The 25817-nt window shown below is 72.0% G+C and carries 23 protein-coding genes; 11 read left to right on the plus strand and 12 right to left on the minus strand.

The genetic code is table 11. From position 1 onward, the window contains the following. The coding region (locus MKL01_RS31780; RefSeq protein ID WP_409566391.1) for an ABC transporter substrate-binding protein at nucleotides 1-819 on the minus strand (819 nt) is incomplete at its 3' end. A 107-nt stretch (nucleotides 820-926) separates the two neighbouring features. After that, a complete protein-coding gene (locus MKL01_RS31785; protein ID WP_243909166.1) occupies nucleotides 927-2060 on the minus strand; it encodes a branched-chain amino acid ABC transporter substrate-binding protein in 1134 nt (377 codons plus the stop codon). Nucleotides 2061-2455: 395 nt separating this feature from the next. On the opposite strand from MKL01_RS31785, the gene MKL01_RS31790 reads away from it, so the two are divergent. Further along, the gene (locus MKL01_RS31790; protein WP_243909167.1) at nucleotides 2456-5125 is read left to right on the plus strand and encodes an MGH1-like glycoside hydrolase domain-containing protein; all 2670 of its coding nucleotides are present in this window, start codon (nucleotides 2456-2458) and stop codon (nucleotides 5123-5125) included. A 36-nt stretch (nucleotides 5126-5161) separates the two neighbouring features. On the opposite strand, the gene MKL01_RS31795 is transcribed toward MKL01_RS31790, so the two are convergent. Both MKL01_RS31795 and MKL01_RS31800 read right to left on the minus strand, forming a co-directional pair. Continuing rightward, on the minus strand, nucleotides 5162-5476 hold the full coding sequence (locus MKL01_RS31795; RefSeq protein WP_243909168.1) for a hypothetical protein: 315 nt from the start codon (nucleotides 5474-5476) through the stop codon (nucleotides 5162-5164). Between the two features lie 548 nt (nucleotides 5477-6024). Further along, entirely contained in the window at nucleotides 6025-6288 is a 264-nt protein-coding gene (locus MKL01_RS31800; RefSeq protein WP_243909169.1) for a hypothetical protein, read from the minus strand. Between the two features lie 597 nt (nucleotides 6289-6885). Here MKL01_RS31800 and MKL01_RS31805 point away from each other — a divergent pair. The 6 genes from MKL01_RS31805 to MKL01_RS31830 all read left to right on the plus strand — a co-directional run bounded on the left by MKL01_RS31805 (nucleotide 6886) and on the right by MKL01_RS31830 (nucleotide 15191). Continuing rightward, entirely contained in the window at nucleotides 6886-7725 is an 840-nt protein-coding gene (locus MKL01_RS31805; protein ID WP_243909170.1) for an outer membrane protein, read from the plus strand. 240 nt (nucleotides 7726-7965) lie between these two features. Then, nucleotides 7966-8604, plus strand: coding sequence for an omptin family outer membrane protease (locus tag MKL01_RS31810; RefSeq protein ID WP_243909171.1), 639 nt, complete (start codon nucleotides 7966-7968; stop codon nucleotides 8602-8604). Between the two features lie 334 nt (nucleotides 8605-8938). Beyond that, nucleotides 8939-12412 (plus strand): PAS domain S-box protein, encoded by a 3474-nt coding sequence (locus MKL01_RS31815; RefSeq protein WP_243909172.1) that lies wholly within the window; start codon nucleotides 8939-8941, stop codon nucleotides 12410-12412. A gap of 114 nt (nucleotides 12413-12526) precedes the next feature. Next, nucleotides 12527-13540, plus strand: coding sequence for a taurine ABC transporter substrate-binding protein (gene tauA / locus MKL01_RS31820; RefSeq protein WP_243909173.1), 1014 nt, complete (start codon nucleotides 12527-12529; stop codon nucleotides 13538-13540). A gap of 23 nt (nucleotides 13541-13563) precedes the next feature. Continuing rightward, nucleotides 13564-14355 (plus strand): taurine ABC transporter ATP-binding protein, encoded by a 792-nt coding sequence (locus MKL01_RS31825; RefSeq protein ID WP_243909174.1) that lies wholly within the window; start codon nucleotides 13564-13566, stop codon nucleotides 14353-14355. Continuing rightward, nucleotides 14352-15191: an ABC transporter permease subunit gene (locus MKL01_RS31830; protein WP_243909175.1), complete on the plus strand. Its 840-nt coding sequence runs from the start codon at nucleotides 14352-14354 to the stop codon at nucleotides 15189-15191. The genes MKL01_RS31825 and MKL01_RS31830 overlap by 4 nt, the downstream gene beginning before the upstream one ends. Nucleotides 15192-15269: 78 nt before the next feature. On the opposite strand, the gene MKL01_RS31835 is transcribed toward MKL01_RS31830, so the two are convergent. Then, nucleotides 15270-16955 (minus strand): hypothetical protein, encoded by a 1686-nt coding sequence (locus MKL01_RS31835; protein ID WP_243909176.1) that lies wholly within the window; start codon nucleotides 16953-16955, stop codon nucleotides 15270-15272. A 380-nt stretch (nucleotides 16956-17335) separates the two neighbouring features. Here MKL01_RS31835 and MKL01_RS31840 point away from each other — a divergent pair, with 380 nt between their 5' ends. From MKL01_RS31840 to MKL01_RS31850, 3 genes are all read left to right on the plus strand, one after another. Next, a complete protein-coding gene (locus tag MKL01_RS31840; protein WP_243909177.1) occupies nucleotides 17336-17845 on the plus strand; it encodes a ferritin-like domain-containing protein in 510 nt (169 codons plus the stop codon). A 134-nt stretch (nucleotides 17846-17979) separates the two neighbouring features. Further along, entirely contained in the window at nucleotides 17980-18141 is a 162-nt protein-coding gene (locus tag MKL01_RS31845) for a hypothetical protein (protein WP_243909178.1), read from the plus strand. 205 nt (nucleotides 18142-18346) lie between these two features. Next, nucleotides 18347-18544 carry a hypothetical protein gene (locus tag MKL01_RS31850; protein WP_243909179.1) on the plus strand — a complete coding sequence of 66 codons (198 nt, stop codon included), beginning with the start codon at nucleotides 18347-18349 and terminating at the stop codon, nucleotides 18542-18544. 54 nt (nucleotides 18545-18598) lie between these two features. Here the strand turns inward: MKL01_RS31850 and MKL01_RS31855 are convergent, their stop codons facing one another. Then, a complete protein-coding gene (locus tag MKL01_RS31855; RefSeq protein ID WP_243909180.1) occupies nucleotides 18599-19369 on the minus strand; it encodes an SDR family NAD(P)-dependent oxidoreductase in 771 nt (256 codons plus the stop codon). A gap of 166 nt (nucleotides 19370-19535) precedes the next feature. Here MKL01_RS31855 and MKL01_RS31860 point away from each other — a divergent pair, with 166 nt between their 5' ends. Continuing rightward, entirely contained in the window at nucleotides 19536-20165 is a 630-nt protein-coding gene (locus MKL01_RS31860) for a TetR/AcrR family transcriptional regulator (protein WP_243909181.1), read from the plus strand. Between the two features lie 309 nt (nucleotides 20166-20474). Here the strand turns inward: MKL01_RS31860 and MKL01_RS31865 are convergent, their stop codons facing one another. From MKL01_RS31865 to MKL01_RS31890, 6 genes are all read right to left on the minus strand, one after another. Continuing rightward, nucleotides 20475-20819, minus strand: coding sequence for a DUF1330 domain-containing protein (locus MKL01_RS31865; protein WP_243909182.1), 345 nt, complete (start codon nucleotides 20817-20819; stop codon nucleotides 20475-20477). Nucleotides 20820-20881: 62 nt separating this feature from the next. Then, nucleotides 20882-21574 (minus strand): orotidine-5'-phosphate decarboxylase, encoded by a 693-nt coding sequence (gene pyrF / locus MKL01_RS31870; RefSeq protein ID WP_243909183.1) that lies wholly within the window; start codon nucleotides 21572-21574, stop codon nucleotides 20882-20884. A gap of 64 nt (nucleotides 21575-21638) precedes the next feature. Then, nucleotides 21639-21911 carry a BrnA antitoxin family protein gene (locus MKL01_RS31875; protein WP_243909184.1) on the minus strand — a complete coding sequence of 91 codons (273 nt, stop codon included), beginning with the start codon at nucleotides 21909-21911 and terminating at the stop codon, nucleotides 21639-21641. Nucleotides 21912-22264: 353 nt separating this feature from the next. Further along, on the minus strand, nucleotides 22265-22888 hold the full coding sequence (locus MKL01_RS31880) for a uracil-DNA glycosylase family protein (protein ID WP_243909185.1): 624 nt from the start codon (nucleotides 22886-22888) through the stop codon (nucleotides 22265-22267). Between the two features lie 136 nt (nucleotides 22889-23024). Beyond that, nucleotides 23025-25220, minus strand: coding sequence for a xanthine dehydrogenase family protein molybdopterin-binding subunit (locus MKL01_RS31885; protein ID WP_243909186.1), 2196 nt, complete (start codon nucleotides 25218-25220; stop codon nucleotides 23025-23027). Between the two features lie 49 nt (nucleotides 25221-25269). Continuing rightward, nucleotides 25270-25725, minus strand: coding sequence for a (2Fe-2S)-binding protein (locus tag MKL01_RS31890; protein ID WP_243909187.1), 456 nt, complete (start codon nucleotides 25723-25725; stop codon nucleotides 25270-25272). Nucleotides 25726-25817 lie beyond the last annotated feature (92 nt).

The following is a 25817-nucleotide window of genomic DNA, read 5'->3' on the forward strand; positions in this document are numbered from 1 at the left end:
GCCGGGCTCGATCATCATCGGGCCGCGATCCTCGAGGTTCCACATGGCGTAGGCCACCGCCTCGCCCTTGTCGTTCGAGATCAGCACGCCGTTGCGGCGGCCGGCGATCTCGCCCTTGAAGGGCTCGTAGGCCTTGAACAGCGAGCCGCCGTAATAGACGAGATCGACATTGGCCGAGTTGAGCTTGGACACGAGCGCCGAGTAGTCCTTCTCGCCCGGGTTGATGCCCTCGACCAGCACCGCGGCGCCGCCCTTGGCCTTGAACGCCTTCAGGGTCTCGTCGGCCAGGCCCTTGCCGTAGGGGGTCTTGTCGTGGACGAAGGCGATCCGCTTGTCCTTGAAATGATCGGCCAGATACGTGCCGGCCACCGCGCCCTGCTGGTCGTCGCGGCCGCAGGTGCGGAAGGTGTTCCACATCCCGCGGTCGGTGAACTTCACGTTCGTGGAGGCCGGGGTGACCTGGACGATGCCGGCGTCGAGATAGACGTCGGAAGCCGGGATCGACACGCCGGAATTGTAGGTGCCCATCACCATCGTCACGCCGTCGCTGGCGAACTTGTTGGCCACCGACACGCCCTGCTTCGGGTCGGAGGCGTCGTCGCCGACCACGGTCTGGAAGGTCCGGCCCTTGATCCCGCCGGCCTTGTTGATGTCCTCGACGGCTTGGCTGGCGCCGTTGCGGAGCTGCGCCCCGAAGGCCGCGTAGGGCCCGGTCAGGGGCGCGGCGATGCCGATCTTCACCGGCCCCCCCTTGTCCTGCGCCTGCACGGCGCCCGCCGTCAGAAGCCCGAGGAGACAAAACGCCAGGGTTGCTCTCACGATACGCTCCCAGATTGTGGATGGTGACGCGACTCTTGTGCGGGGGCAGTCCACGGGGCGCGCCGCCGGTGCGGCGCGCGGGTCACGCTGGGGATCCGGCGCCGGCCTCACGGCGCCAGCTCGTTGCCGGCATAGTCGATCTTGCCGTCGGCGCCCTTCGTCCACGCGTACATGAGGTAGTCGGGCCGGGTGATGTCGCCCTTCTTGTCGTAGGCGATCGGGCCGACCACGGTGTCGATGGTCTGACCCCGGTGCAGCCAGTCGGCCAGCACCTTGCCGTTGCTGGAGCCGGTCTCGGCGGCGGCGCGGGCGAGCACCTGAACGGCCGCGTAGGTGTAGAGCGTGTAGGCGTCGGGATCGATTTTCCTGGCTTTGAGCGCCGCCACCGCGGCCTGGGCCTTCGGGTTCTTGCGGGCGTCCGGCGAGAAGGTCATCAGCGTGCCCTCGGCGGCATCGCCGGCGATCTGCACGAACTCCTTCGGGGCGAGGCCGTCGCCGCCGATCAGGATCGCCTTCAGGCCCTGGTCGCGCATCTGCCGGAGGATCAGCCCGGCCTCGGTGTGGTAGCCGCCGTAATAGACGAGCTCGACATTGGCCGATTTCAGCTTGGACACGAGCGCCGAATAGTCCTTCTCGCCCGGGTTGACGCCCTCGACCAGCACCGCCTTGCCGCCCTTGGCCTTGAGCGTCATCTGCGTCTCCTGGGCGAGGCCCCTGCCGTACGACGACTTGTCGTGGACGAAGGCGATCCGCTTGTCCTTGAAGTGCGCGGCCAGGTACGTGCCCGCCACCACACCCTGCTGGTCGTCGCGCCCGCAGGTGCGGAAGGTGTTCCACATGCCCCGCTCGGTGAACTTCACGTTGGTGGAGGCCGGGGTGACCTGGACGATGCCGGCGTCGAGATAGACGTCTGAGGCCGGGATCGACACGCTGGAGGCGAAGGGGCCGACCACCATGGTCACGCCGTCCGCGGCGAGCTTGTTGGCCACCGAGACACCCTGCTTCGGATCGGACGCGTCGTCGCCGTAGACGGGCTCGAAGAGCCGGCCCTTGATGCCGCCGGCCTTGTTGATGTCCTCGATCGCCTGGCTGGCGCCGTTCTTCACCTGCACGCCGAAGGCCGCATACGACCCGGTCACGCCGGCCGAGATACCGATCTTCAAGGGACCGTCCTTGTCCTGAGCCTGCGCGACTCCAATCATCACAAGTCCAGCAATGACCGTTGACAGTATGGTTCTCATGTCTTCCCCCGCGTTTTAAGGAGTTCTTGCCCCGGCACCCGCACGCAATATTTTGTCCAGACTCGCTGTCCGGGTTCTGATCTGCGGCGACGCGGGCCTGACCCTGTTTTCAACGCGCGGCGGCGTCAAGGCCGCAAGCATAGGGAAGCGCCGGGCCGGATCGATCCGAAACCGCTCCGACCCCTCCGGCCGCTCCGGCGAAGCCGACGTTCTGGGCGGCACCGCCCGAATCCTGCCCGGGAATCCGCAGGGTCCCCCGACCTGAGGTGGCGTGGCTTCGAAGATGCATCGGGCGGACGCCTCCGTCGCAGCCCGTCGAGATCGATGACCGTTCCTCCGCCGCTCCGCACATCCGGCCGCAGGCCGTTCCCCGCCCCGCGCCCGGGACGCGGCTGATGAGTCCGGGCGGAGATGACTCGATCGATTGGGCGGAGCGCCGCCGGATCGCCGAGCAGGGCCGGGGCGACCGGGCGTGGTCCCTGTGGGGCCCCTATCTCGCCGAGCGGCAATGGGGGACCGTGCGGGAGGATTACAGCCCCGACGGCGATGCCTGGCGGGCACTGCCGCACGAGGAGGCCCGCTCCCGTGCCTATCGGTGGGGCGAGGACGGGCTGGCGGGGATCTGCGACGAGCGCGGCAGCCTGTGCCTGGCCCTGGCCCTGTGGAACGGGCGCGACCGCATCCTCAAGGAACGCCTGTTCGGCCTGACCAATCAGGAGGGCAACCACGGCGAGGACGTCAAGGAGGTCTACCACTACCTCGACGCGGTCCCGAGCCACGCCTACCTCAAGCAGCTCTACCGCTACCCGCAGGCGGCGTTCCCCTACGAGGCGCTGGTGCGCGAGAACCTGGCGCGCGGGCGCGACCGGCCGGAATACGAGATCGCGGAGACCGGGATCTTCGAGGACGGCCGGTTCTTCGACGTCACGGTCGAGTACGCCAAGGCGGATGCCGACGACATCCACGCCGTCGTCACGGCGCTGAACCGGGGGCCCGAGACCGCCGAGCTCCATCTCGTGCCGCAGCTCTGGTTCCGCAACACCTGGTCCTGGCAGGCCGGGCAGGAGCGGCCGCGGATCGCCGCCGATCCCGAGGGCGGCGTGACCTGCACGCATCCGCGGCTCGGCCCCTATCGCCTCGCCTATGACGGCGCGCCGGACCTCCTGTTCTGCGAGAACGACACCAACCTTCGCCTGCACGGCGGCCAGCCGGACGCCCCGGGCCCGTTCAAGGACGGCCTGCACGCGGCGATCGTCGGGGGCGATGCGACCGCCATCCGCCGGGATGCGGGGACCCGGCTCGGCCTGCACTACCCCCTGCGGCTCGAGCCCGGCGCCACGGCCCGGATCCGCCTGCGCCTGTCGGCCGGATCCCGGGTGCGACCGGTCGACGCCGACGGCGCCGTCGTCCGCCGCCGCATCGCCGAGGCGGACGCGTTCTACGAGGGGCTGCAGGACGGCATCACCGATCCGGACGCCCGCACGATCTTCCGGCAGGCCGCCGCGGGCCTGATCTGGTCCAAGCAGCTCTACGGCTACGGCGTGCGCCGCTGGTTGGAGGGCGACCCCCTCCAGCCAGCGCCGCCGCGCGAGCGCGAGGGCGGCCGCAACAGCCAGTGGCGCCACCTCGCGGCCGCCGACGTCCTGTCGATGCCCGACACCTGGGAGTACCCGTGGTTCGCCGCCTGGGACCTCGCCTTCCACTGCCTGCCGCTGGCGCTGCTGGACCCGGACTTCGCCAAGAAGCAGCTCCTGCTGCTCACCCGCGAGTGGTACATGCATCCGAACGGCCAGCTCCCGGCCTACGAGTGGGAGTTCGGCGACGCCAACCCGCCGGTCCATGCCTGGGCCACCTACCGGGTGTTCGAGATCGACCGGGAGCGGCGGGGCGGGCGCGGCGACCTCGCCTTCCTGGAGGGCGTGTTCCACAAGCTCCTGATCAACTTCACCTGGTGGGTGAACCGCAAGGACGCGCAGGGGCGCAACGTCTTCCAGGGCGGCTTCCTGGGGCTCGACAATGTCGGCGTGTTCGACCGCTCGCGCCCGCCCCCGGGCTTCGGGGTGGTCCACCAGGCGGACGGGACCGCCTGGATGGCGATGTACGCCCTCAACATGATGCGCATCGCCCTGGAGCTCGCCCTCCACAACGACGTCTACGAGAGCACCGCCTCGAAATTCTTCGAGCACTTCCTGCTCATCGCCGAGGCGATGACCGACATGGGCGGGGACGGCGGCGGCGAAGGCTTCGGCCTGTGGGACGAGGTCGACGAGTTCTACTACGACGAAGTCGACATCCCCGGCGGCGAGCGGCTGCCCCTACGGGTCCGCTCCATGGTCGGGCTGGTGCCGCTCTTCGCCGTGGAGGTAATCGAGCCCTCCGTGCTGCAGCGGCTGCCCGACTTCGCGCGGCGCCTGAACTGGGTCCTGGAGAACCGGCCCCACCTCGCCCGGCTGGTCTCCCGCTGGAACGAGGGCGGCGTGAAGGATCGCAAGCTGCTGTCGCTCCTGCGCGGCCACCGGATGAAGGCGCTGCTGCGGCGCATGCTCGACGAGACCGAGTTCCTCTCGCCCTACGGCGTGCGCTCGCTCTCCAAGGTCCACCGCGACGCGCCCTACGTGCTCAACCAGTTCGGCGCCTCCTTCACGGTGCGGTACGACCCGGCCGACTCGACCTCCAACATGTTCGGCGGCAACTCGAACTGGCGCGGGCCGGTGTGGATGCCGATGAACTTCCTCATCGTCGAGGCGCTGCGCCGCTTCCACGCCTATTACGGCGACGATTTCCTGGTGGAATACCCGACCGGCTCCGGCACGATGCGCACCCTCGCTTCCATCGCGGATGCCCTGCAGGACCGTCTGATCGCGCTGTTCGCCAGGGACACGGACGGCCGCCGGCCCGCCTTGGGGCCCGGGCCGCATATCGCCCCGGCGCCCGGTGCCGAGGAAGCCCTGCTGTTCCACGAGTTCTTCGACGGCGATACCGGGCGCGGGCTCGGCGCCGCGCATCAGACGGGCTGGACGGCGCTGATCCTCAACCTGCTGCACGACCGCGCCCGGACGCGGTAGGGCGCGCGCCGCCCGAGCGGTGCGCGCCCACCCGGATCAGCAGCTGAGCCGGCGGCCCTCGCGACGGCCGAAGACGCGGTAATGCGCGGCGCCGGACTCCATCTGGCCGGCGGCCACGGCGCGGCGGACATCCGGGTTGCAGCGCAGGTACTCGCGCTCGTCGAAGCCGTAGGCCCGACCGCGCGAATCGTCCCGATACCCGCGGCCCCGATCGTCATAGTCGCCGCGATCCCGATAACCGCGGTCCCGGTAGCCGTAATCTTCGTAATCAGGGCGCGGCTGTGCGGAGACCGGGCCGACCACGCCCAGGATCCCGAGACTCACCGCTGCCGCTGCCAAAAACACCTTCATCGTGCCAATCCTCCCTTATCGGTGGCTTGAAACGCGTCGCGGGGCGGATGGTTCGATCGCCCCGAACGTAGCGCCGCCGCTCCGACCGTCCCGGGGCTCGCTCATGAATTCCGTCAAGAGACGGGTTCCGTCGAGCCACGCAGCACGGCGCGGAAGCGGGATCCGGCTGACAGCCCCCCTAGAAGCCGATCCTCCGGAGGCAACATCCGGTCGCAACGCCATCAGGTCCGGTAGTGCTGCGGCAAGGACAATGACGCCAGACCGTCGCCTGATCGATGCGATGTTCCCCTTATAGTCACGGCGCATCCTGAAACAGGATGCCGCTTGTCTGAAGCTAGTGCCTGACACAGAATCCCGTCTCGGCCAGTTGCGCTGAGATCCGGTTTCCCCGACGCGTGATCGCTTTTCGGGATGTCGCGACACGGGCAGCGCTCGATCGCGTCGCGGAGGGCGCCTTGTTCCGGCGTGCCGCGCACCGTCCTGGCATCCCTGACGGCGGATCATGGATTCCCGGCCGGGCTCGGGTCGCGGCCCGGCCGGGAACGTCCTCACATGCGGTGCATCATCTCCCGACGCATCATGCGGTGACGCATCTCGCGATGCATCATGTGCCGCTCCATCCGGTGACGCATCATCCGGTGCTCCATGCGCCGCCGCATCATGTGGCGCTCCATCCGGTCCATCTGGACGGTCGAGACGAGGCCGGCCGGAGCGGCGACGGCGCCGGGGCCGATCGGGGCGGCGGAAGCGGGAAGCGCGACGGCGCTGCCGAGGACGGCGAGCAGGGCGGCAGTAATGATCGAACTACGCACGGGCAGTATCCTCTCTACGCTGCCCCCGAGGGGGCGGGCGTTTCCACGGGTCCAAGGCCGGACCAGCTCCGGCCCAGGCACCGCCCAGGAAGCCCCGGGCCGCCCGGATGGTTCCCAGGATTGAATCCCCGCCACCGGGCGCGCGTCCCGCCGGACCGTATCCGACGAACGGCGGTGAGGGCCGCCGTCCGGGACGGCGCCGGACGATCCGGCCTGTGCGGGCCGACCTGCGGTGTTGCCGGGACGCATCGCCGGATCGGAACCGCGCCGGCGACATGTCGTTCCGCGTCACGAACCCGGGTCATGAATTCTCGCGTCTATTCTTTTTAGAATGATATCGATGCGGTTCTTGTTTATATATTTCGCCAAATTATACTAAGATGCAATGTATTTTATAGATTATCGATTCCAAAACATGATCGTTCCTCCGACGAGTTTCGCGTTTCCGAATCATAAAGACCGTCTTAAGCTTGGTCGCGGGTCGCGGCGTCCCGCCGACACTCGATCAAGATCGGCAAGTCAACGCTCCCTTTTCCCCGATCCGATGGAAATCGACCGGTCTCGGGGCAGGGAGCGTGGATTGTTTGGGGCTCTCAAATGCATCGCACCCTGGGTTCCGGGCTTCTCCTCGTCCTCCTCTCGCAGACCGCCGTTGCCGCGGATCTCCCGCGGGCTGCGAAGCCGGACCGCGTGGTCCCGCCGCTCTTCACCTGGACGGGGGCCTATGCCGGCCTGTTCGCCGGGTACGGCGCCCTCGACCGCGCCACGCAGTTCGTCTGCACGGGTCCGGGGGGACAGCCGGGGGCACGGTCCTGCCCAATCCTCCCCGGGAAGCAGGCCTCGGACGACGGCTTCGTCGCGGGGGGCGAACTCGGCTACACGTGGCAGCTGGAGTCCGGGCTGGTCGCCGGCGGCGCCGCGGATTACCAGTTCACCCGGCTGTGGGGCTACGACCGCTGGAGAGGCACGTTCCCCACCGAAGGCGGCGGCCGCTATCCCCGCAGCGTCGCCCATTCCGGCCAGCGGCTGGATGACCTGACGACGCTCCGCGGCAAGGTCGGCTTCGCCGTCGACCGGACCCTCGTCTACGCCACGGGCGGCCTGGCCATGGGCAATGTCCGGATCGACAACAACCTGACGCTGTCGGGATTTCCCCTGTTCGACGGCCGGCACGGCGAGATGCGCCTGGGCTACGTGGCCGGCGCCGGCATCGAGCACGCGTTCAGCGAGCATCTCTCCGTCAAGGTCGAGGGCCTGTACTACGACCTCGGCAGCCGCGCGGTCCTGGCGGCCCCGAGCTACCCCCTGCTGACCGGCTATCGCGCCGGCACGCGCATCGCGACGGACGGCTTCCTGACCCGGGTCGGTCTCAACTACCGGTTCGGAGCCGGGCTGCCCGACCTGCCGCCCGCGGGCGCGGCCGGTCCCGCCACCTAGGATTTCGAGGGCGGCCTGCGTTATGTCTTCAGCTCCGGCAGCCCGCGCGAGAAGCTCGGCGACCCGTCCGCGCCGGGCCAGCTCAATTCCCGCCTGACCTACGGCGACGCCCAGGCCCATGCCGGCGAGGGCTTCGCCCGGCTCGAGCACACCCCCACGGGCCTGTTCGCCAAGGGCTTCCTCGGGACGGGCGGCGTCACGAACGGGCGCCTCGCCGACGAGGATTTCCCGCCCGTCGAAGTGCCGTATTCGAAGACGCACCACCCGATCAAGGACGGCGATATCGGCTACGGCGTGATCGATTTCGGATACGAACTCCTGCGCAGCGACGGGTTCAAGCTCGGGGGCTTCCTCGGGTACCAGTACGCGTCCGAACTGTACAACGGCTACGGCTGCCGCCAGGTGGCGGGCGGCACCGTCTGCGCCGGCAACCCGGACCCGAACAGCAGCAAGGGCCTCGGCGAGATCATGCAGTGGAACGCCCTGCGCGTCGGCGTGATCGGCGAGGCGCGGTTCGACCGGGTCCGGCTGAGCCTGGAGGGCGCCTACCTGCCGGTCGTCCGGGTGGACGGCGTCGACCGCCACTGGAACCGCCCGGACATCAACCCGGGCGCGGAATGGGGCCGGGGCGACGGCTACTTCCTGGAGGGCATCGTCTCCTACGACCTGACGCCGTCCGTCAGCGTCGGCGTCGGGGGCCGCTACTGGCGGATGCAGACCGACAAGGGCAGCACGTCGGCCTTCCCGTTCCAGAGCGTGCCCAGCCCGATCAAGTTCCAGACCGAGCGCTACGGCGGCTTCGTGCAGCTCTCGTACAGGCTGGCCGATTTCGGCTTCGGCGAGGCGGCCGCTCCGGCCGTCCTGGTCCGCAAGGACTGAGACGGCATCCGGTCGAAGCCCGCGGGGGACGCGACCCCGTCCGTCACCTTTGGCGACGCGGCGTGATCCGGGACGGCGCGCCGTCCGGAGCCGTGGCGCCCAGGCCCGGCGACCGCGTCCCCGGCGTCGACACGGCGACACCCGCCCACCATCGGGGCGCCTCGGTCGAGGCGGGCCCGATCCGTGACGGCGGGGCGGCTCCGGGCCGCCGGCTCGGCGGGACGACGCATCCGGCAAGAGATCCGCAACCCTCAGATGGGCAGACTGCATCCGGACGGGCGCCGCGGGTGTCCGGGGCGCGGTTCGCGCCGGTCGAACGGATCCGGACGCGCCGATGTCGCCAGACGTGCTTCCCCCGGCTGCGCCGCCGGGCCCCACCCCGGCCCCGGCCGGCGGCGACCGGGGGCCGGGGGAGGGCGCCTTCGGGTTCGGGCAGTGGCGCCTCGATCCGCGCACCCGGCGCATGACCCGGTCGGCGGCCCTGTCGCGCGTCCTGGGCGATCCGCCCGCGGAGCGCAGCCTGTCCCTGGACGCGCATTTCGCCTGCTATCACCCGGACGACCGGGCGGCCGTTATCGCGCGCGTCGAGGACCTGCTGGCCGGGCGCGCGCCGGCGATACCCTATCAGGCGCGGGCGCGCATCGTCCGGCCGGACGGCACCGGCCGCGACGCGATCATCCAGGGCTTCCCGGAGATCGGCCCCGACGGCACGCTGATCGCGCTGCACGGGCTCCTGCTCGACGTGACCGATCTCGTGCGGTCCGAGCGGCGCGCGCACGAGACCGACACGCTCCTGCGGGGCACGCTGGACAGCATGGACCAGGGCCTCGTGGTCCTCGATGCCGCCCAGCGCGTCCGGGTGTTCAACCGCAGCGCGGCGGAGCTCCTCGACCTGCCGGGCGACGTCCTGCGCGTCGGCGTGGCCTTTCCCGACATCCACGCCTACCAGCGCGCCCGGGGCGACTTCGCGGCCGCGGAATCCGAGCTGCGGCTCGGGCTGATCGGCCGCGACCCCCAGGCGCTGCCGCCGGTCTTCGACTGGCGCCTGCCCAGCGGGGTCGTCCTGGAGGTCCGGCGCTCGGCCCTGGCGGATGGCGGCGCGGTCCTCACCTTCGGCGACGTGACCCAGAACCGCATCGCCGAGCGGGCGCTCGAGGAGAGCGAGCGCCGGTATCGGCTGCTCGCCGAGAACGCCACCGACATCATCATCTGGTCCGACCTGACCACCTGCCGCCGCTACGTCTCGCCGGCGGTGCGCGCCGTCCTCGGCTACGCGCCGGAGGCGCTCGTCGGCACGCAGCCCCTCGACTTCGTCCATCCCGACGACGTGGCGTCCTATCGCGCCGTGCTCGACGGGCTGACCAGCGGCCGCACCGCGCAGGCCCTGACCTGCCAGCGCTACCGGCACCGGGACGGCCACTGGGTCTGGCTGGAGATCTCGTTCAGCCTGACCCACGACGGGGCGACGGGCGCGCCGGACGGCTACGTCGCCACCCTGCGCGACGTGAGCGGCCGCAAGGCCGCGGAGGACGCGCTCCGCCTCAGCGAGGCGCGCTACCGGGCCCTCGCCGACGCGCTGCCCCAGCTCGTCTGGATCGCCAGCACCGAGACCGGCGTGGCGACCTACGTCAACCGGCGCTTCGAGGATTATTACGGCCCGATCGGCCCGTCGCGGGCGGCCCGGATCGCCCGCAACCATCCCGACGACGCGGAGCGGATGGAGCAGCTGTGGTCCGCGGCCCGGGCGCGCGGGAGCGCCTACGAGGTCGAGGGGCGGCTGCAGCGGCACGACGGCGCCTATCGCTGGCACAAGCTCGTGCTCCTGCCGATCTGGCAGGGCGAGACCATGATCGGCATGCTCGGCACCGCCCTCGACATCGACGAGATCGTGGCCGCGCGGCGGGAGGTCGAGGAGGCGAGCAGCCTGCTGGTCCTGGCCCAGCAGGCCGCCGACGCGGGCACGTGGCATCTCGACCTCGACAGCGGCCGGATCGACTGGTCCCCCGGGAGCGCGCGCCTGCACGGGATCGAGACCGACCGGGATTACCGACTCGACGCCGAGACCTGGCTCGGCCTGATCGACCGCGCGGACGGGGAGCGGGCCCTGCGGATCGCCTCCGCGGCCGCGGAGGCCGGGGAGACCTTCACGATCGAGTTCCGGGTCCCGACCCCGGCGGGCGGGGTGCGCTGGATCAGCAGCGTCGGGCGCGGCGTGACCGGGCCGGACGGGCGCGCCCGGCGGATGCTGGGCCTCAACATCGACGTGACCGCCCGCAAGGCCGCCGAGGCGGCGCTCATCGCCGCCAAGGCCGCGGCGGATTCCGCGCGCCTGGAGGCCGAGCGGGCGAGCGCGGCCAAGAGCGAGTTCCTGGCCACCATGAGCCACGAGATCCGCACGCCGCTGAACGGGGTGATCGGCTACGCCGACCTGCTGCTCGACGAGGCCGATCTCGGGCCGGTGGCGCGCCGGCACGCCGAGCGCATCCGCGGCGCCGGCGCGGCGCTGCTGACGGTGGTCAACGACGTCCTCGATTTCTCGAAGGTCGAGGCCGGGCAGATCGAGATCGTGCCCCGGCCCTTCGCCCTCGCGGCGCTGATCGACGACGCGGTCTCGATCGTGCGCCCGTCCGCCGAGCGCAAGGGGCTGGCGCTGACCATCGCGCGCGGGCCGGGCCTGCCGGACTGGATCGAGGCCGACGAGGACCGGCTCCGGCAGATCCTCCTCAACCTGCTCAACAACGCCGTGAAGTTCACCCCGGCCGGCAGCATCGGCCTGACGGTCGAGGCGGGCCCCGCCGGACGGGCCGGCGCACGGACGCTGCGCTTCGCGATCCGCGACACCGGGATCGGCATCCCGGCCGACAAGTGCGACCGCCTGTTCCGGCGGTTCTCGCAGGTCGACGGCTCCGTCAGCCGCGAATACGGCGGGACCGGTCTGGGGCTCGCCATCTCGAAATCCCTGGTCGAGCTCATGGGCGGGACGATCGGGGTCGCGAGCGCCGCGGGACAGGGCTCGACCTTCTGGTTCGAGGCCCCGCTTCCGGCCGCCGCCCCGGCGGCGCGCTGCGAGCCGGCCGCCGCCGCCCTCCGCGGCACGGGCAAGCGCCTCCTCCTGGCGGAGGACGTTCCGCTGAACCAGGACCTCGCCCGGACGATCCTGGAGGCGGCCGGGCACGCGGTGGACGTGGTCGGCGACGGCGTCGCCGCGGTGGCGGCCGTGCAGGCCCGGTCCTACGACCTCGTGCTGATGGACGTGCAGATGCCCGTGATGGACGGCCTCGCGGCGACCCGGCGGATCCGCGGGCTCGGCGGATCCGCCGGCCGCCTGCCGGTCGTCGCGATGACGGCGAACGTCCTGCCCCAGCAGGTGGCCGCGCTGCGCGCCGCCGGGCTCGACGACCACGTGGGCAAGCCGTTCCGCGCGCAGGCGCTGCTCGCGGCGGTCGACCGCTGGACCGGCCGGGACGCGGAGCCGCGGCCGGGTGGCACGATCGACCGGTCCGTCCTGGACGAGATGACCGGGATGGTCGGCCACGCGCGGATGGGCGACCTCCTGGCGATGCTGTCCCGGGAACTCACGCAGCGGTTCGGATCCCTCGCCCCGGAACTCGACCGCGACCGGCTCATGCTGGACGCGCACGCGATGGTGTCGGCGGCCAGCATGGTGGGATTCGTGGGCCTCGCCGAGACCTGCCGGACGGTGGAGGCGGCCTGCCGGGCCGGGGAGGACGTCGCGCCGATGATCGGCCCGCTCCGGGCCCGGGCGGCGGAGACGATCGCCGAGATCGCGGCGCTGCGGGCGGCCTGACCGCCCGGAGCGGACTGGAACGCCGCGGCCAGCCCCTTGCGTCCGGAGCCGAGTGTGTCCGACCCTGCATCGATCGGCCGACGTGAGTCCCGTCGGCGCGGGGGAACACCGAAGATGACATCAGCCGGTACGCAGAGCCGCCCCGTCGCGCTGGCGGTCCTGATGGCCCTGGTCCTGTCCGTCCTGGCGCCCGGCCCCGTCCGGGCCGCCGACCGGGAGGTCACCTTCGCCCATCAGGACATGGTGGTGCCGTTCCGGGCGCTGATGGCCTCGGGCGCGATCGAGAAGGCGACCGGCTACACGATCCACTGGCGCAAGTTCGGCGGCGGCGGCGACGTCATCCGCGCCATGGCCTCCGGCGGCGTCCAGATCGGGGAGGCGGGATCGAGCCCGATCGCCGCCGCCGCCTCGCAGGGGCTCGACATCCAGCTGTTCTGGATCCTCGACGAGATCGCCGATGCCGAGCAGCTCGTGGCGCGCACCGGCAGCGGCGTCAGAGGCGTCGCCGACCTGCGCGGCAAGCGGATCGCGGTGCCGTTCGTGTCGACGGCGCATTACCAGCTGATCGCCGCCCTGGCGGAGGCCGGGCTGACCCAGGCGGACGTCACGATCCTCAACATGCGCCCCCCCGAGATCGCCGCCGCCTGGGAGCGCGGCGACATCGACGCGACCTTCATCTGGGACCCGGTGCTGGCCCGGGTGAAGACCTCCGGCACCGTGGTGATCTCGGCGGGCGACATCGCCCGCCGGGGCAAGGCGACCTTCGACGGCCTCGTGGTCGACCGGGCCTGGGCGGCCCGGAACCGGGACTTCCTGGTGACGCTCGTCAAGCTGATCGCCGACCAGGACGCCGCCTACGCGGCCAAGCCGTGGGGCGAGGGCGCACCGGAGGTGACGGCGGTGGCGCAGATCACCGGCTCGACCCCGGCGGAGGTGCCGGCGAGCCTGGCAGCCTACCGGTTCCCGGCGCTGGCCGCGCAGGCCTCTCCGGCCTGGCTCGGCGGCGGCGCCGCCAAGGCCTTGACCGAGACGGCCGCGTTCCTGAAGGCGCAGGGCCGCGTCCAGGCGCTCGCGCCGGATTACGGCCGGTTCGTCACCGGGGCCTACGTGGACGCGGCCCGGAAATAGCCTGTCCCGGGACCGGAGGGCCCATGATCGAGATCCGCAACCTCAGCGTCTGCTACGGCGCGGGCGCCGATGCGGTCGCCGCGCTGTCGCGGATCGACCTGACCATCGCCCCCGGGGAATTCGTGGTGGCGCTCGGCGCCTCCGGCTGCGGCAAGACCACCCTGCTCTCGGCGATCGCGGGCTTCCTCGAACCCACGGAGGGGAGCATCCGCCTCGACGGCGTGCCGATCCGGGGTCCGGGGGCCGACCGGGGCGTGGTGTTCCAGCGCCACGCCCTGATGCCCTGGCTGAACGTGGCCGAGAACGTGGCCTTCGGTCCGCGGATGCGGGGCGTCCCCCGGACGGAGCGGCGCCGGATCGCCCTCGCGATGCTCGACCTCGTGGGCCTGGCCGGCTGCGCCGACCGGAAGGTCTACGAGCTCTCGGGGGGCATGCAGCAGCGGGTCGGCCTCGCCCGCGCGCTGGCGGGCGACCCGCGCGCGCTGCTGATGGACGAGCCGCTGGGGGCGCTGGACGCCTTCACCCGCGAGCAGATCCAGGAGCTGATCCTCCGGGTCTGGCACCGGACCGGCAAGATGGCCTTCTTCATCACCCACGACGTCGAGGAGGCGGTGTTCCTCGCGACCCGGCTGGTGATCATGAGCCCGCGCCCCGGGCGCATCGTCGAGACCCTCGAACTGCCGTTCTCCCGGGCGGCGGTCGGCGGCCGCGACACGCGGGCCGTGAAGTCGGACCCCGCCTTCATCGCCGTGCGCGAGCGCGTGCTCGGGCGCATCCGCCAGGGTGCCGAGGCGCCGCCCGAGGCCCGCCGATGAGCGGCCCGGCCCCGCACGCGCCGGCCGCGGCCGCCGATCCGGAGCCGCGGCCCGGACCCCGCCGCGGCGGCGCCGCGCTGGTCCCGGCCATCGGCACCGCCACCCTGCTCACGGCCCTCGGCCTATGGGTGCTCGTCACCCGGGCCGGCTGGGTGAAGCCGCTGTTCCTGCCGCCGCCGGAGGCGGTCCTGTCGGCCTTCGGGCAGGCCTGGAGCGGCGCGATCGACGGCGCCCCGCTCGGCATCCACGTCCGCGACAGCCTCCTGCGCGTCCTCGGCGCCTTCGGTCTCGCCGCCCTGGTGGGGATCCCCGCCGGCCTCGCCATGGGCACGAGCCGGATCGCCCGCGGCCTCCTCGACCCGCCGATCGAGTTCTACCGGCCGCTGCCGCCGCTGGCCTACCTGCCGCTGATGATCATCTGGTTCGGGATCGGCGAGCTGTCGAAGGTGCTGCTGATCTTCCTCGCCTGCTTCGCGCCCGTGGCGCTCGCCGCGCGGGCGGGGGCGCGCTCCGCCTCGACCGACCAGGTCAACGCGGCCCGGGCGCTGGGGGCGAGCCGCTGGCAGGTCCTGCGCCACGTCGTGTTCCCGGCGGCGCTGCCGGAGATCCTGATCGGCCTGCGGATCGGCATGGGCGTGGGCTGGACCACCCTGGTCGCCGCCGAGATGGTGGCGGCCCAGGCCGGGCTCGGCCAGCTCGTCCTCAACGCCTCCAACTTCCTGCGCACCGACGTGGTGCTGATGGGGATCCTGGTGATCGGCCTGTTCGCCGCCCTGTTCGAGTTCGGGATGCGGCTCCTCGAGCGCGCGCTGGTGCCCTGGAAAGGGCGGCCCTGAGGCGACGCGTACGAAGGTCGCCGCTGGTTCTGCGGCCGATCCAGCCGGCGAGCGGGCGGAGCATCGGCGTCCCGCCGATCAGAACGGGTAGTAGCGCAGCGAGGTCAGGCCGGTGACCAGGTGGTTGGAGGGTGCGATCCCGGCCGCGCCCCGGAAGGCGTCCCGCTCGGTGTAGGAGACCTGCGCCCCCGCCACGAGCCGCCCGAACTGGCCCTTGTACAGGTCGTGCCAGAAGCCGCCGGTGATCTGGCGGATGTCGCGGCTCTCCGCCTGGCAGGACCCGCTCGCCGCGCCCTCGACGTCGCAGCCCGTCACCACGAGCGTCGGGGAGCCGTAGCCGGTGGCGTTGAAGGCGCCCGCCCGGGAGGCGTGCTCCCAGCCGGCATAGACGTAGACGTCGGTGCCCGGCTGGACGTGGGCGACCGCGCCGGCGAGGAGCTGGAAGGCGGGGATCGGCGCGACCGAGCCGTCGGCCTTCAGGGCGAAGTCCGGCAGCTGCGCCGAGCCGTAGCGGCCGATGCCCTGGCCGACGAGGCCGCTGACCTGCAGGTCGAGGCGCTTGTCGACCACCGGCAGGGTCGCGGCCCCGCCGATGCCGTAGCCCAGCGCCGTGTCGGTGCGGCCGGGGAGGCGCGTGGCGGCGGTGAGGTTCGTGGCGCTCAGCCGGTCGTCGAAGACGCGCACCAGGCCCTTCAGCTCGAAATGCCCGAACCCCGGTTCGACGGCGACCTTGCCGATGATGTCGGGGACGCTGCTGTTCGAGTAGGTGGTGGAATTGTTGAGGAGGCCCGCCGCGTCGCCGGTGTTGTTGACGTTGACGAGGCCGGGGGCGGCGAACGGGCTCGGCGGCAGCACGCTCTGGGGCGATTCCGCCGACAGGCCGACCCACAGGCCCGGGGCGACGTCCTTGACCACGCGCACCTGCGGATTGCGGGTCCAATTGAAGCCCGGCACGTACTGCGCGTCGATGGTGAGCGGGATCTGCTCCTTGAGCGGCGTGATGCCCGACGCGTCGGTGGTGATCAGGCTCCAGGCCTGCCCGGCCAGGACGTGCCAGCCGGTATCGAGGGCATCGACGGTCGCGAAGATCTGCCGGATGCGGGGCGTGTAGCTGTTGCTCTCGCGCGAATTCGAGGTGGTGCCGGCTGCCAGGAAATCGAGCTCGTAATAGCCCGAGATCTGCAGCGTCGGCTCGACCCGGGCGGTGAACAGCCCGCTCAGGCGGCTCTGCCGGGCGGAGAAGCGGAACTCGCTCTCCCGCGCTTGCGGGCTGTTGCGGAACGGGACGCCGTTGAAGTCGGTGGCGACGTCCGACACCGTGTTGGGATTGCGGAAGATGCCCGCGAATTCGACGAAGCCCCCGGGGGTGAAGCAGAGCGCCGGCCCGAGCGCGTAGCTTCCGGCATTGCAGGCGAGGTCGTTGGCGAGGATCACCGGCACGGGCGCGCCCGCGGCCGCCGGCGCCCCGCCGGGGCCGCCCGCCTGTGCCACGCGCTGCTGGCGCTCGGTGCGGGCGGCGAGGCGGGCCTGCTCCCGCGACAGAACCCGGCGCTCCCGGGCCTCCCCGGCGATCGCCGTCCGCTGCGCGCCGGCCTGCCGGCGCAGGGCGGCGAGTTCCTGCTGCATGGCCGCCATCTGGCGCTGCATCGCGTCCATCCGGGCCGCCATCTCGGCGGTGCTCTGGGCGCGGGCCGGAAGGGACAGGAGGCCGAGAGCGAGCCCGGTCGCGGCGGCGCGGGCGCTTCCCAGGGTCAGGCGCAGCATCGGCGGTCACCGGCGGGGTTGACGATCCCCGGACGGGATCGGGAGATGAACATCCAAAAGGTGTAGGATCCGGCGTGCGACGCGCGCGTGACGTCGCGCGGGCAAGCCCCGCATCTCCGCGGGACACCGGACCGCCGGGACCGGAAGCCGCGCCGGGTCGGTGGCGCCACGCTCGCTACCGCGTTGTCCTGACAGGGATCCATGCTCGCGCCTCGTGTGCCGGATCCCCGGGGACGGCGTGCGGGCGGATGGCCCGGGCCTGCAGCCGGCAGCCTGCGACCTTCCGCCGGGACCTCCCGAACCGGAACTTGACCGTACGGCGACCGCGTTCCCCGGGAGATCGGGCTGCAAAGGCCCGCAACCGAACGGAGGTGACCCCGATGGTCTTGGACGCACGCGCGATCTACGTCACGGCCCTGAAGAACACCCACGCCCTCGAGATGCAAGCCCTGCAGATCATGGAGCGTCAGGTCGAGCGCCTGGAGCGCTATCCGGAGATGGAGCAGGCCCTGCGCCGCCACATCGCGGAAACGCACGGCCAGCGCGACCGCCTGGAGGAAGCGCTCCGGAGCCTGGACGACAGCCCCTCGGCCCTCAAGGAGGGCTTTCTGGGCTTCGTCGGGAACATGATGGCCCTGGGACACGCCCCCGCTCAGGACGAGATCCTGAAGAACACCTATGCCAACCACGCCTTCGAGAACTTCGAGATCGCCGCCTACGAGTCGCTGCTCGCCATCGGCGACGCGGCCGGCCAGCAGGGGCACCGGACGGCCTTCCAACAGTCGCTCGAAGAAGAGCAGACCATGGCGGAGACGGTGCGCAGCCTGATCCGGCCGACCACGGAGCGCTACCTGTCGCTGACCACCGCCGGCGAGAAGGCGGACCGGTAGGCGCCGGCCCCGCCTGCGTCCGGTCGCAGGACCGTGGCCGGACGTGCCCGATTGCGGATCTCGCCCGGCTGGTCCTGCCCGCGAAGGTCGACGACACGGGCTTCGACACGCCCTGGCTCAACGCACGCCTCCGGGTGCGGGGCGTCGACCGCGGCTCGCGGGTCGCGGTGGCCACCGACGGCCTGCGCAGCTCCCGCGGCGAGGCCCGTGACGCGCTGCTGCCGATGGTCCGGATGCGCTACGGCCACCCGGTCGAGACGATGACCACCGCCGAGATGCTCGACCGCCGGCGGTGAGCGCGCGAAGCCCGGGCGCCGAGCATTCGCCGGGCCTTGGCGTCTACGGCCAAGCTCAGGCGAGACCAGTCCGCCGCCTTTCGCGGCTCTGCGGGACACGAACCGTCCGGCTGGTGTCGAAGCCGGCGCGAAAAACAGTGTCGCCCCGCGAACTTGCGGCCAGCGCGGCCGTTATGTCTCCAAACACGCCTCCGGAGGACAGATCATGGCCAAGCACGAGATCCTCGGCTACTTCGAGCACCGCCGTGACGGCGCCTGGGTCTGCGTTCGGCCCTTCACCCTGACCACGCGGGATGCCAACATCGACATCCGTCAGGGCATGCGCTTCGACTACGGCAAGCGGATCGGCGGCGTCGACCTCGCCGAATACCTGGAGCGCCTGGGCTCGCAGTTCGGCTCCTGAGCCACCGCCCGCGCGACCAACGGCGCCGGACCCCCGTCCGGCGCCGTTGGTCGTTCAGGCCCCGCCCCATTGCATCGTCAGGCCGCCATCGACCACCAGGGTATGGCCGGTGACGTAGTCGGCCGCGCCCGAGGCCAGGTAGAGGATCGCACGGGCGATCTCCTCCGGCTGGCCGGCCCGGTGCCACGGGATCCGCTCCAGCGACCGGTCGAGCACCTCCGGCTTCTCGAAGCGGTCGGCGGTCATCGGGGTCTCGATCAGGCCCGGGGCGACGTTGTTGACGTTGATCCGATCCTCGGCGAGTTCCCGGGACAGGGAGCGGCACAGGGAGCCGAGCCCCGCCTTCGACATGCCGTAGGGGGCGCTCTCCGGGGTCGGCAGGTGCTGGGCCACGGAGGAGACGAACACGATCTTGCCGTTCCCGCCCTGCGCCTTGCGCATCTTGATGAACGGCCGGGCGCAGAACAGCGGCCCCATCAGGTTCACCCGCAGGATCCGCTCCAGCAGCGCGTCGTCCATCTCGGCGACCGGCACGCCGCTCATCGCCTGCCCGGCATTGGCCACCAGCACGTCGAGGGTGCCGAACTCGCTGCCGATCCGGTCGAAGGCGGCCGTGACGGCGGCCGGGTCGCCGACATCGAGCTGCAGCACCAGAGCCCGGCGCCCGGCGGCCTCCACCCGGGCGGCGGTCTCGCGGATGCCCGCCGCGTCGGTGTGGTAGGTGATCGCCACGTCGGCACCTTCGCGGGCGAACAGCTCCGCGGTCGCCTGCCCGATCCCGGAATCGGCTCCGGTGATCAGGACACGGGTGTCGGTCAATGTCATCGTGCGGGTCTCGCAGGCGCGCCGCGGTCGCGGCCGGATGCCGGGGCAATGGGTGCCGCCCGACCCGGTTCCGCACGCGCGCACCGGCCGCAGGCGCCCCCGGGGCGGAACCCGCGTCCGGCTCCCGCCTTTGACGCTCCGCGGCCGCATGGCCTACTGAGGACCCATGTCCCTCGATGACACGATGCCACGGTGCGCGGAGGAGAGCGCGCCCGACACGCGCAGCCGCATCCTGGCGACCGCGGACGCGTATTTCCGCGAGATCGGCTACCAGAAGACGACGGTGGCGGACATCGCCCGGACGCTGAAGATGAGCCCGGCCAACGTCTACCGCTTCTTCGAGTCGAAGAAGGCGATCAACGAGGCGGTGCTGGAGCGCCTGATCGGCGAGGTCGAGGCGCTGATCTCGGAGATCGCCGACCGGCCGGGCCTCGACGCCACCGCGCGGCTCGTGGCGGCGATCGAGACCCTGCACCGCGACTGTACCCGGCGCTGCGACGCGTTCCCCCGCCTGCACGAGATGATCGAGGCGGCGATGGCGGAGAGCTGGGAGGTCTGCCGCCACCACGTCGCCCGGATCACCGCCGGGTTCGAGCGGATCATCCGCGACGGCGTGGCGCGCGGCGCGTTCGAGGCGGAGGATCCCGCCGAGGCGGCAGCCTGCATCCACGCCGCGATCGCCCGCTACACGCATCCGGTGCTGGTGGGGAAGTCGCCGCTCCAGCCCGTGCCGCCCGTGGAGGCCATGACGGCGTTCCTGCTGCGGAGCTTGGCGCCGACGGGATCTCGGCCTTAGCGTTTTCTATCCGATGCGGATCACGAAGCGCGACGCGCGCTCCTTCCTCTTGCGGGGAGGGGATGCGCGCCCAGACCGTCGCGCGTGATCCCATTCAAACCGAAAATGCTCTGGGGGGGCGGCGGCGAGGCCCCGGTCCGTCTGCAGTCCGGCCGTGCCCGCGGCGGGAAACGCACCCCCGAGGTCCCGCCGTGCCGCGACGCGGCCGGAGACGGGGATCGACGAGGAGCGTCCGGCCGCTTCGGGTCCCGATCGTCACCGCCACGCCCGCGGCGGGCGATGGAGAGGCTGCCCCCCCGGGCGGCAGGCCTACTCGGAAGCCGGCCCCGCCTCCGGCGCCGGCTCGGAGGCGCTCGGCTGCGGGCCGTCGTAGCCCTCGATCACCAGGATCTCGGCCTCGACGCCGCCCCGCTGCTTGGCCTTGGCGGCCTGGTAGAGGTCGGAGTTCCAGCAGGCGAGGGCGTCGGCGTAGCTCGGGAACTCGATCACCACGTTGCGCGACCGCGCCGGGCCCATCACCGCCTCGTGGGCGCCGCCGCGCACGAGGAAGCGGCCGCCATGCTTGGCGAAGGCGGCGCCGTTGGCCGCCACGTAGTCCTTGTAGGCCTCCGCGTCGCGGACATCGACCCGCGCGATCCAGTAGCCCTTCGTCATGCTGCGTCTCCTCGTTGCGGGACGAAGTGGACTTGATCCGGCCGAAGGCAATGCCGTCGGGTTCAGGCCAGCTCGGCCACGATCGCCTGCGCCACGGCCCGGGGGTCCGCCGCGCCGGTGATCGGGCGCCCGACCACGACGTGGTCGATGCCGGCGCGCCGGGCATCCCGGGGGGTCATGACCCGTTTCTGGTCGCCGGCCTCGGCGCCGGCGGGACGGATCCCCGGGGTGACGATCAGCCGGTCCGGCCCGACGACGCGCCGGACCGAGGCCGCCTCGGCCGCCGAGCAGACGAGCCCGTCGATGCCGATCTCCGCGGCCTGGGCGGCGCGCTGGGCGACCAGCTCCGCCACCGGCAGGGCGTAGCCGGCCTCCGCGGCGTCGGCATCGTCGTAGGAGGTGAGCACCGTCACGGCGAGGATCTTCAGGCCCGCGCCCTGGCCGCGGACCGCCGCCCGCATGGTCTGCGGGTAGGCGTGGACGGTGAGGAAGGTGGCGCCCGAGCCGGAGGCCGAGCGCACGCCCTCCTCGACGGTGTTGCCGATGTCGTGGAGCTTCAGGTCGAGGAACACCTTGAGGCCGCGCGCCGCCAGCCGCTCGGCGAGCGCCAGCCCGCCCGCGTAGCCCAGACGGTAGCCGATCTTGTAGAAGGTCGCGGCGTCGCCGATCCGGTCGATCAGCGCCTCGGCCTCGGGCACGCCGGGCAGATCGAGGGCGACGATCAGGCGGTCGCGGGGGTCGGCAATCTCGGTCATCGGCGCGTCCTCGGGGGTCGCGGCACGGATCACGGCCCGGCGATCGCTGTCAATGCGGTGGAGGTCAGACCCGCTTGGCCGCCTTGGCCCGGTCCGGTCCGCGCGGGGCACCCCTGGCCAGTGCCTCGTTCATGCGCGTCTGCCAGCCTGGACCGCCGGCCTTGTAGGCGGCGAGCACGTCGGGATCGACCCGCAACGAGATCGCGATGCCGCGGGCCGCGGTCCTCGCCTCATCGGCGCGCTCGCTGAGCGCGGCCGCGAGATCCGCCGGCAGGCCTTCGGGCCCGAGCCGCATCCCTGCCAATTGTTCGGGCGTCAATGCGGGGTTGTCGGACACCTATTCCCAATCCTCCTGCGGGCTTCATAGATCGATCTCTCCGTCCGGTTGGCACGGCGGACGCTCACGATGTCGAACGCTTCGGTTCCCGGCGGCGAGACGATCACCACCACGACGGCCTCGCCGAACCGAGTCCCGATCAGCAGGTACCGGGTGCGACCTGTACGGCTCGGCTTCGTGGGCGCAGTCGCGTACCGGTTGAACCTGAAAGCCGCCTCGAAGTGTGCCGGATCGAATCCGTGCTAGGCGATGTTGGCCGACCGTCTCGGCTCCTGCGCGATGAACTTCACGGATCGGGAGATATACGTGAGTCGCGCGTGCGACGCGGCATCCCCGTCGACGCGGCCCCCGCCTTACCCCGCCAGCACCCGCGCCACCTCCGCCTTCAGCACCGGCAGCAGCTCCGCCTCGAACCAGGGCTCGCGCTTGAGCCAGCCGTTGTTGCGCCAGGACGGGTGGGGGAGGGGCAGGACCCGGGGACGCCGCGGCTCGGCGAGGATCGCCCGCCAGCGCCGCACCGTGCCGGTGAGGCCGCCCTCGGGCCGGCCCAGATGCCAGGCCTGCGCGTACTGGCCGATCACCAGGATCAGGTCGAGGTTCGGCAGGCCGGCGAACAGCTCGGCGCGCCAGCGCTCGGCGCATTCCCGGCGCGGCGGCCGGTCGCCGCCCTTGGCGTCGAGGCCGGGGAAGCAGGCGCCCATCGGCACGATGGCGACCTTGGCGGGATCGTAGAACCGCCCCGCGTCGAGGCCGAGCCAGGCCCGCAGCCGGACGCCCGACGGGTCCATGAACGGCATGCCGGTGCTGTGGGCGCGCGTCCCCGGGGCCTGGCTGGCGATGCAGAGGCGTGCGCCGGCGCTGCCCTGCACGATCGGCCGGGGCTCCTGGGGCAGGGGCGGGCCGTAGAGCGGGCTGTCCCGGCAGAGGCGGCAGGCGCGCAGCCGGGCGGCGGTGTCGTCGAAGAGGGCGGCGGACATCGTCCCGAGATGGCACCGCCCCGGGCAAAAAAGAAACGGCGCGGTGTCGCGCCGCGCCGTTGTCAGTCGGGTCTCTTGCCTTGGGGGAAGGCCCCCGCGTCTTACGCCGCCGAAGGCCGGCTGAACGTGCGTTTCCTCACGCGCCCTTCACGCCGGAGAGGTCGAGGGGCAGCGAGCGCAGGCGCCGGCCGGTGGCGGCGAAGACCGCGTTGGCGATCGCCGGGCCCAGCACGGGCACGCCCGGCTCGCCGATCCCGGTCGGCGCCGTCCGGCTCGGCACGATGTGCACCTCGACCTTCGGCATCTCGCTCATGCGGGTCGGCGCGTAGGCGTCGAAATTGCGCTCCTGCACGCGGCCATCCTTCAGGGTGATGCGGTTCCGCAGCACCGACGACAGGGCGAAGCCCACCGCCCCCTCGACCTGCGCGCGGATCACGTCCGGGTTGACCGGGACGCCGACATCCACCGCCGCGACGATCCGGTTCACCCGGATCCCCGCATCCTGCGCCGTGACGTCGGCCACCATGGCGACGTAGGAGCCGAAGGATTCGTGCACCGCCACCCCGAGGCCGCGGCCCTGATCCTGCGGCTTGGCACTCCACCCGGCCTTGTCGGCGGCGAGCCTCAGCACCCCGGCGAGCCGGGGCGCCTGAGTCAGGAGCGACAGCCGGTACGCCACCGGATCGACATCGGCGGCGTGCGCCAGCTCGTCGATCATCACCTCCATCACGTGGGCCGTGTGGCTATGGCCGACCGAGCGCCACCACAGGACCGGCACGCCCTCGCGGGCGTTGTGGACGCCGAACCGGTAGGCCGGAAGCGCGTAGGGCGTGTCGGAGGCACCCTCGACGGTGGTGGCGTCGATGCCGTTCTTGACGATCATCGCCTCGAAGGGCGAGCCGATCATGATCGACTTGCCGACCATCACGTGGTCCCAGCCGACCACCGCGCCCTTGCCGTCGATGCCGGCCCGGACCCTGTGCAGCACGGTGGGGCGGTAGTAGCCGCCGGCCATGTCGTCCTCGCGGGTCCAGACGAGGTGCACGGGGGTCTTCTCGCCGGACGCCTTCAGGACGGTGGCGGCCTCCGCGAGGTAGTCGGCGGTCGGGGTCGCCCGGCGCCCGAAGGAGCCGCCCGCCCAGTTGCTGTGGAGCCGGACCCGGTCGGGCGTCACCCCGAGGATCGCCGCCATGGTGGCCTGCTCGACGGTCTGGAACTGGAAGCCCGCGTAGACGTCGTAGCCGCCGTCGGCCGCCCGCTCGATCGTGGCGTTCAGGGGCTCCATCGCCGCGTGGGCGAGGTACGGGAAGGTGAACTCGGCCTCGATCACCTTGGCGGCGCCCTTGAGCGCCGCCTGCGGGTCGCCGCGCCCGGACGCCGTGAGGCCCGGACCCTTGGCGCGCTCCCGGTACTCAGCCAGGATCGCCTCCGACGAGCGGGTCTCGGCGGTGCTGTCGTCCCAGGTCACCGCGAGCGCCTCGCGGCCCTTCATGGCCGACCACGTGTCCCGGGCGAGCACCGCCACGCCGGTCGGCACCTGCACCACGTCGACGACGCCCGCGACCCTGCGGGCGGCGGCCGCGTCGAAGGCCTTCACGGTGGCGCCGAAGCGCGGGGCGCGGGCCACCACGGCGGTCACCTGGCCGGGACGGCGGATGTCCAGGGAATAGACCGCCGTGCCGTCGGTCTTGGCGACGGAATCGAGGCGCGGCACCGTCTGGCCGATCAGGCGCCACTCGCCCGGGTCCTTGAGCCGGGGCTCGGTGGGGACCGGCAGGGTGGCCGCCGAGGCCGCGAGCTCCCCGAACCGGGCCTGCCGCCCCGACGGCGCGTGGCGCACGACGCCCTCGGCCACGGTGATCTCGGAGACCGGAGCCTTCCAGCGGAAGGCCGCCTCCGCCATCAGCATCTCGCGGGCGGCCGCCCCGGCCTTGCGCAGCTGAAACCAGGAATTGGCCACCGCGGTGGAGCCGCCGGTGCCCTGGATCGGGCCCATCAGGCTGTTGTTGTAGAGCTTGGCGTCCGCGGGCGCGAACTCGGTGCGGACCTGCTTCCAGTCGGCGCCGAGTTCGTCGGCCAGGATCGTGGCGAGCCCGGTCGTGTTCCCCTGGCCCATGTCGAGGTGCTTGATCACCACCGTGACGGTGTCGTCCGCGCCGATCCGCACGAAGGCGTTGGGCTGTGCCTTGACGTCGGCGAGGTTGGGGCCGGTCGCCGCGCGGGCGGATTTCGGGTCGACCCGGAAGGCGACCACGAGGGCGCCGGCGCCGGCCAGGATCGTGCGGCGGCTGGGTCTGGCGGAGGGCGGGTTCGGTCGACGGGCGTTCAGCATGGCGGCGAGGCTCCGGTCGGGACCGCGGGGCGGGAGGGTCGGAGAAGGCTCAGGCGAGGCTGCGCGCGGCCTCGTGGATCGCCGCGCGGATGCGCTGGTAGGTGCCGCAGCGGCAGATGTTGCCGTCCATGGCGCCGTCGATGTCGGCGTCGCTGGGCCGGGCGTTGCCCGACAGGAGCCCGATCGCCGACATGATCTGGCCCGACTGGCAGTAGCCGCACTGCACCACGTCGAGCCGGCGCCACGCCGCCTGGACGGCCTCCGCGACCCGGCCCGACACGCCCTCGATGGTGGTCACCTGCGCGGTGCCGACATCGCCCAGCCGGGTCTGGCAGGCGCGGACCGGCTGGCCGTCGAGATGGACCGTGCAGGCGCCGCACTGGGCGATGCCGCAGCCGTACTTGGTTCCGGTGGCGTCGAGGCGGTCGCGCAATACCCAGAGCAGCGGCATGTCCGGGTCGGCGTCGATCGCGTGCGTGACGCCGTTGACGGTGAGATTCGGCATGGTCGGCGACCCTCTCTCGACGCGTGCCCGGACGTCCCGGATCGCGGCACCGCCGCCGTCACCGGTCAGCGTAGGGCCCGCGCCGGGCCGCG

This window comes from Methylobacterium sp. J-070, assembly GCF_022829385.1.
Classification (GTDB): Bacteria; Pseudomonadota; Alphaproteobacteria; order Rhizobiales; family Beijerinckiaceae; genus Methylobacterium.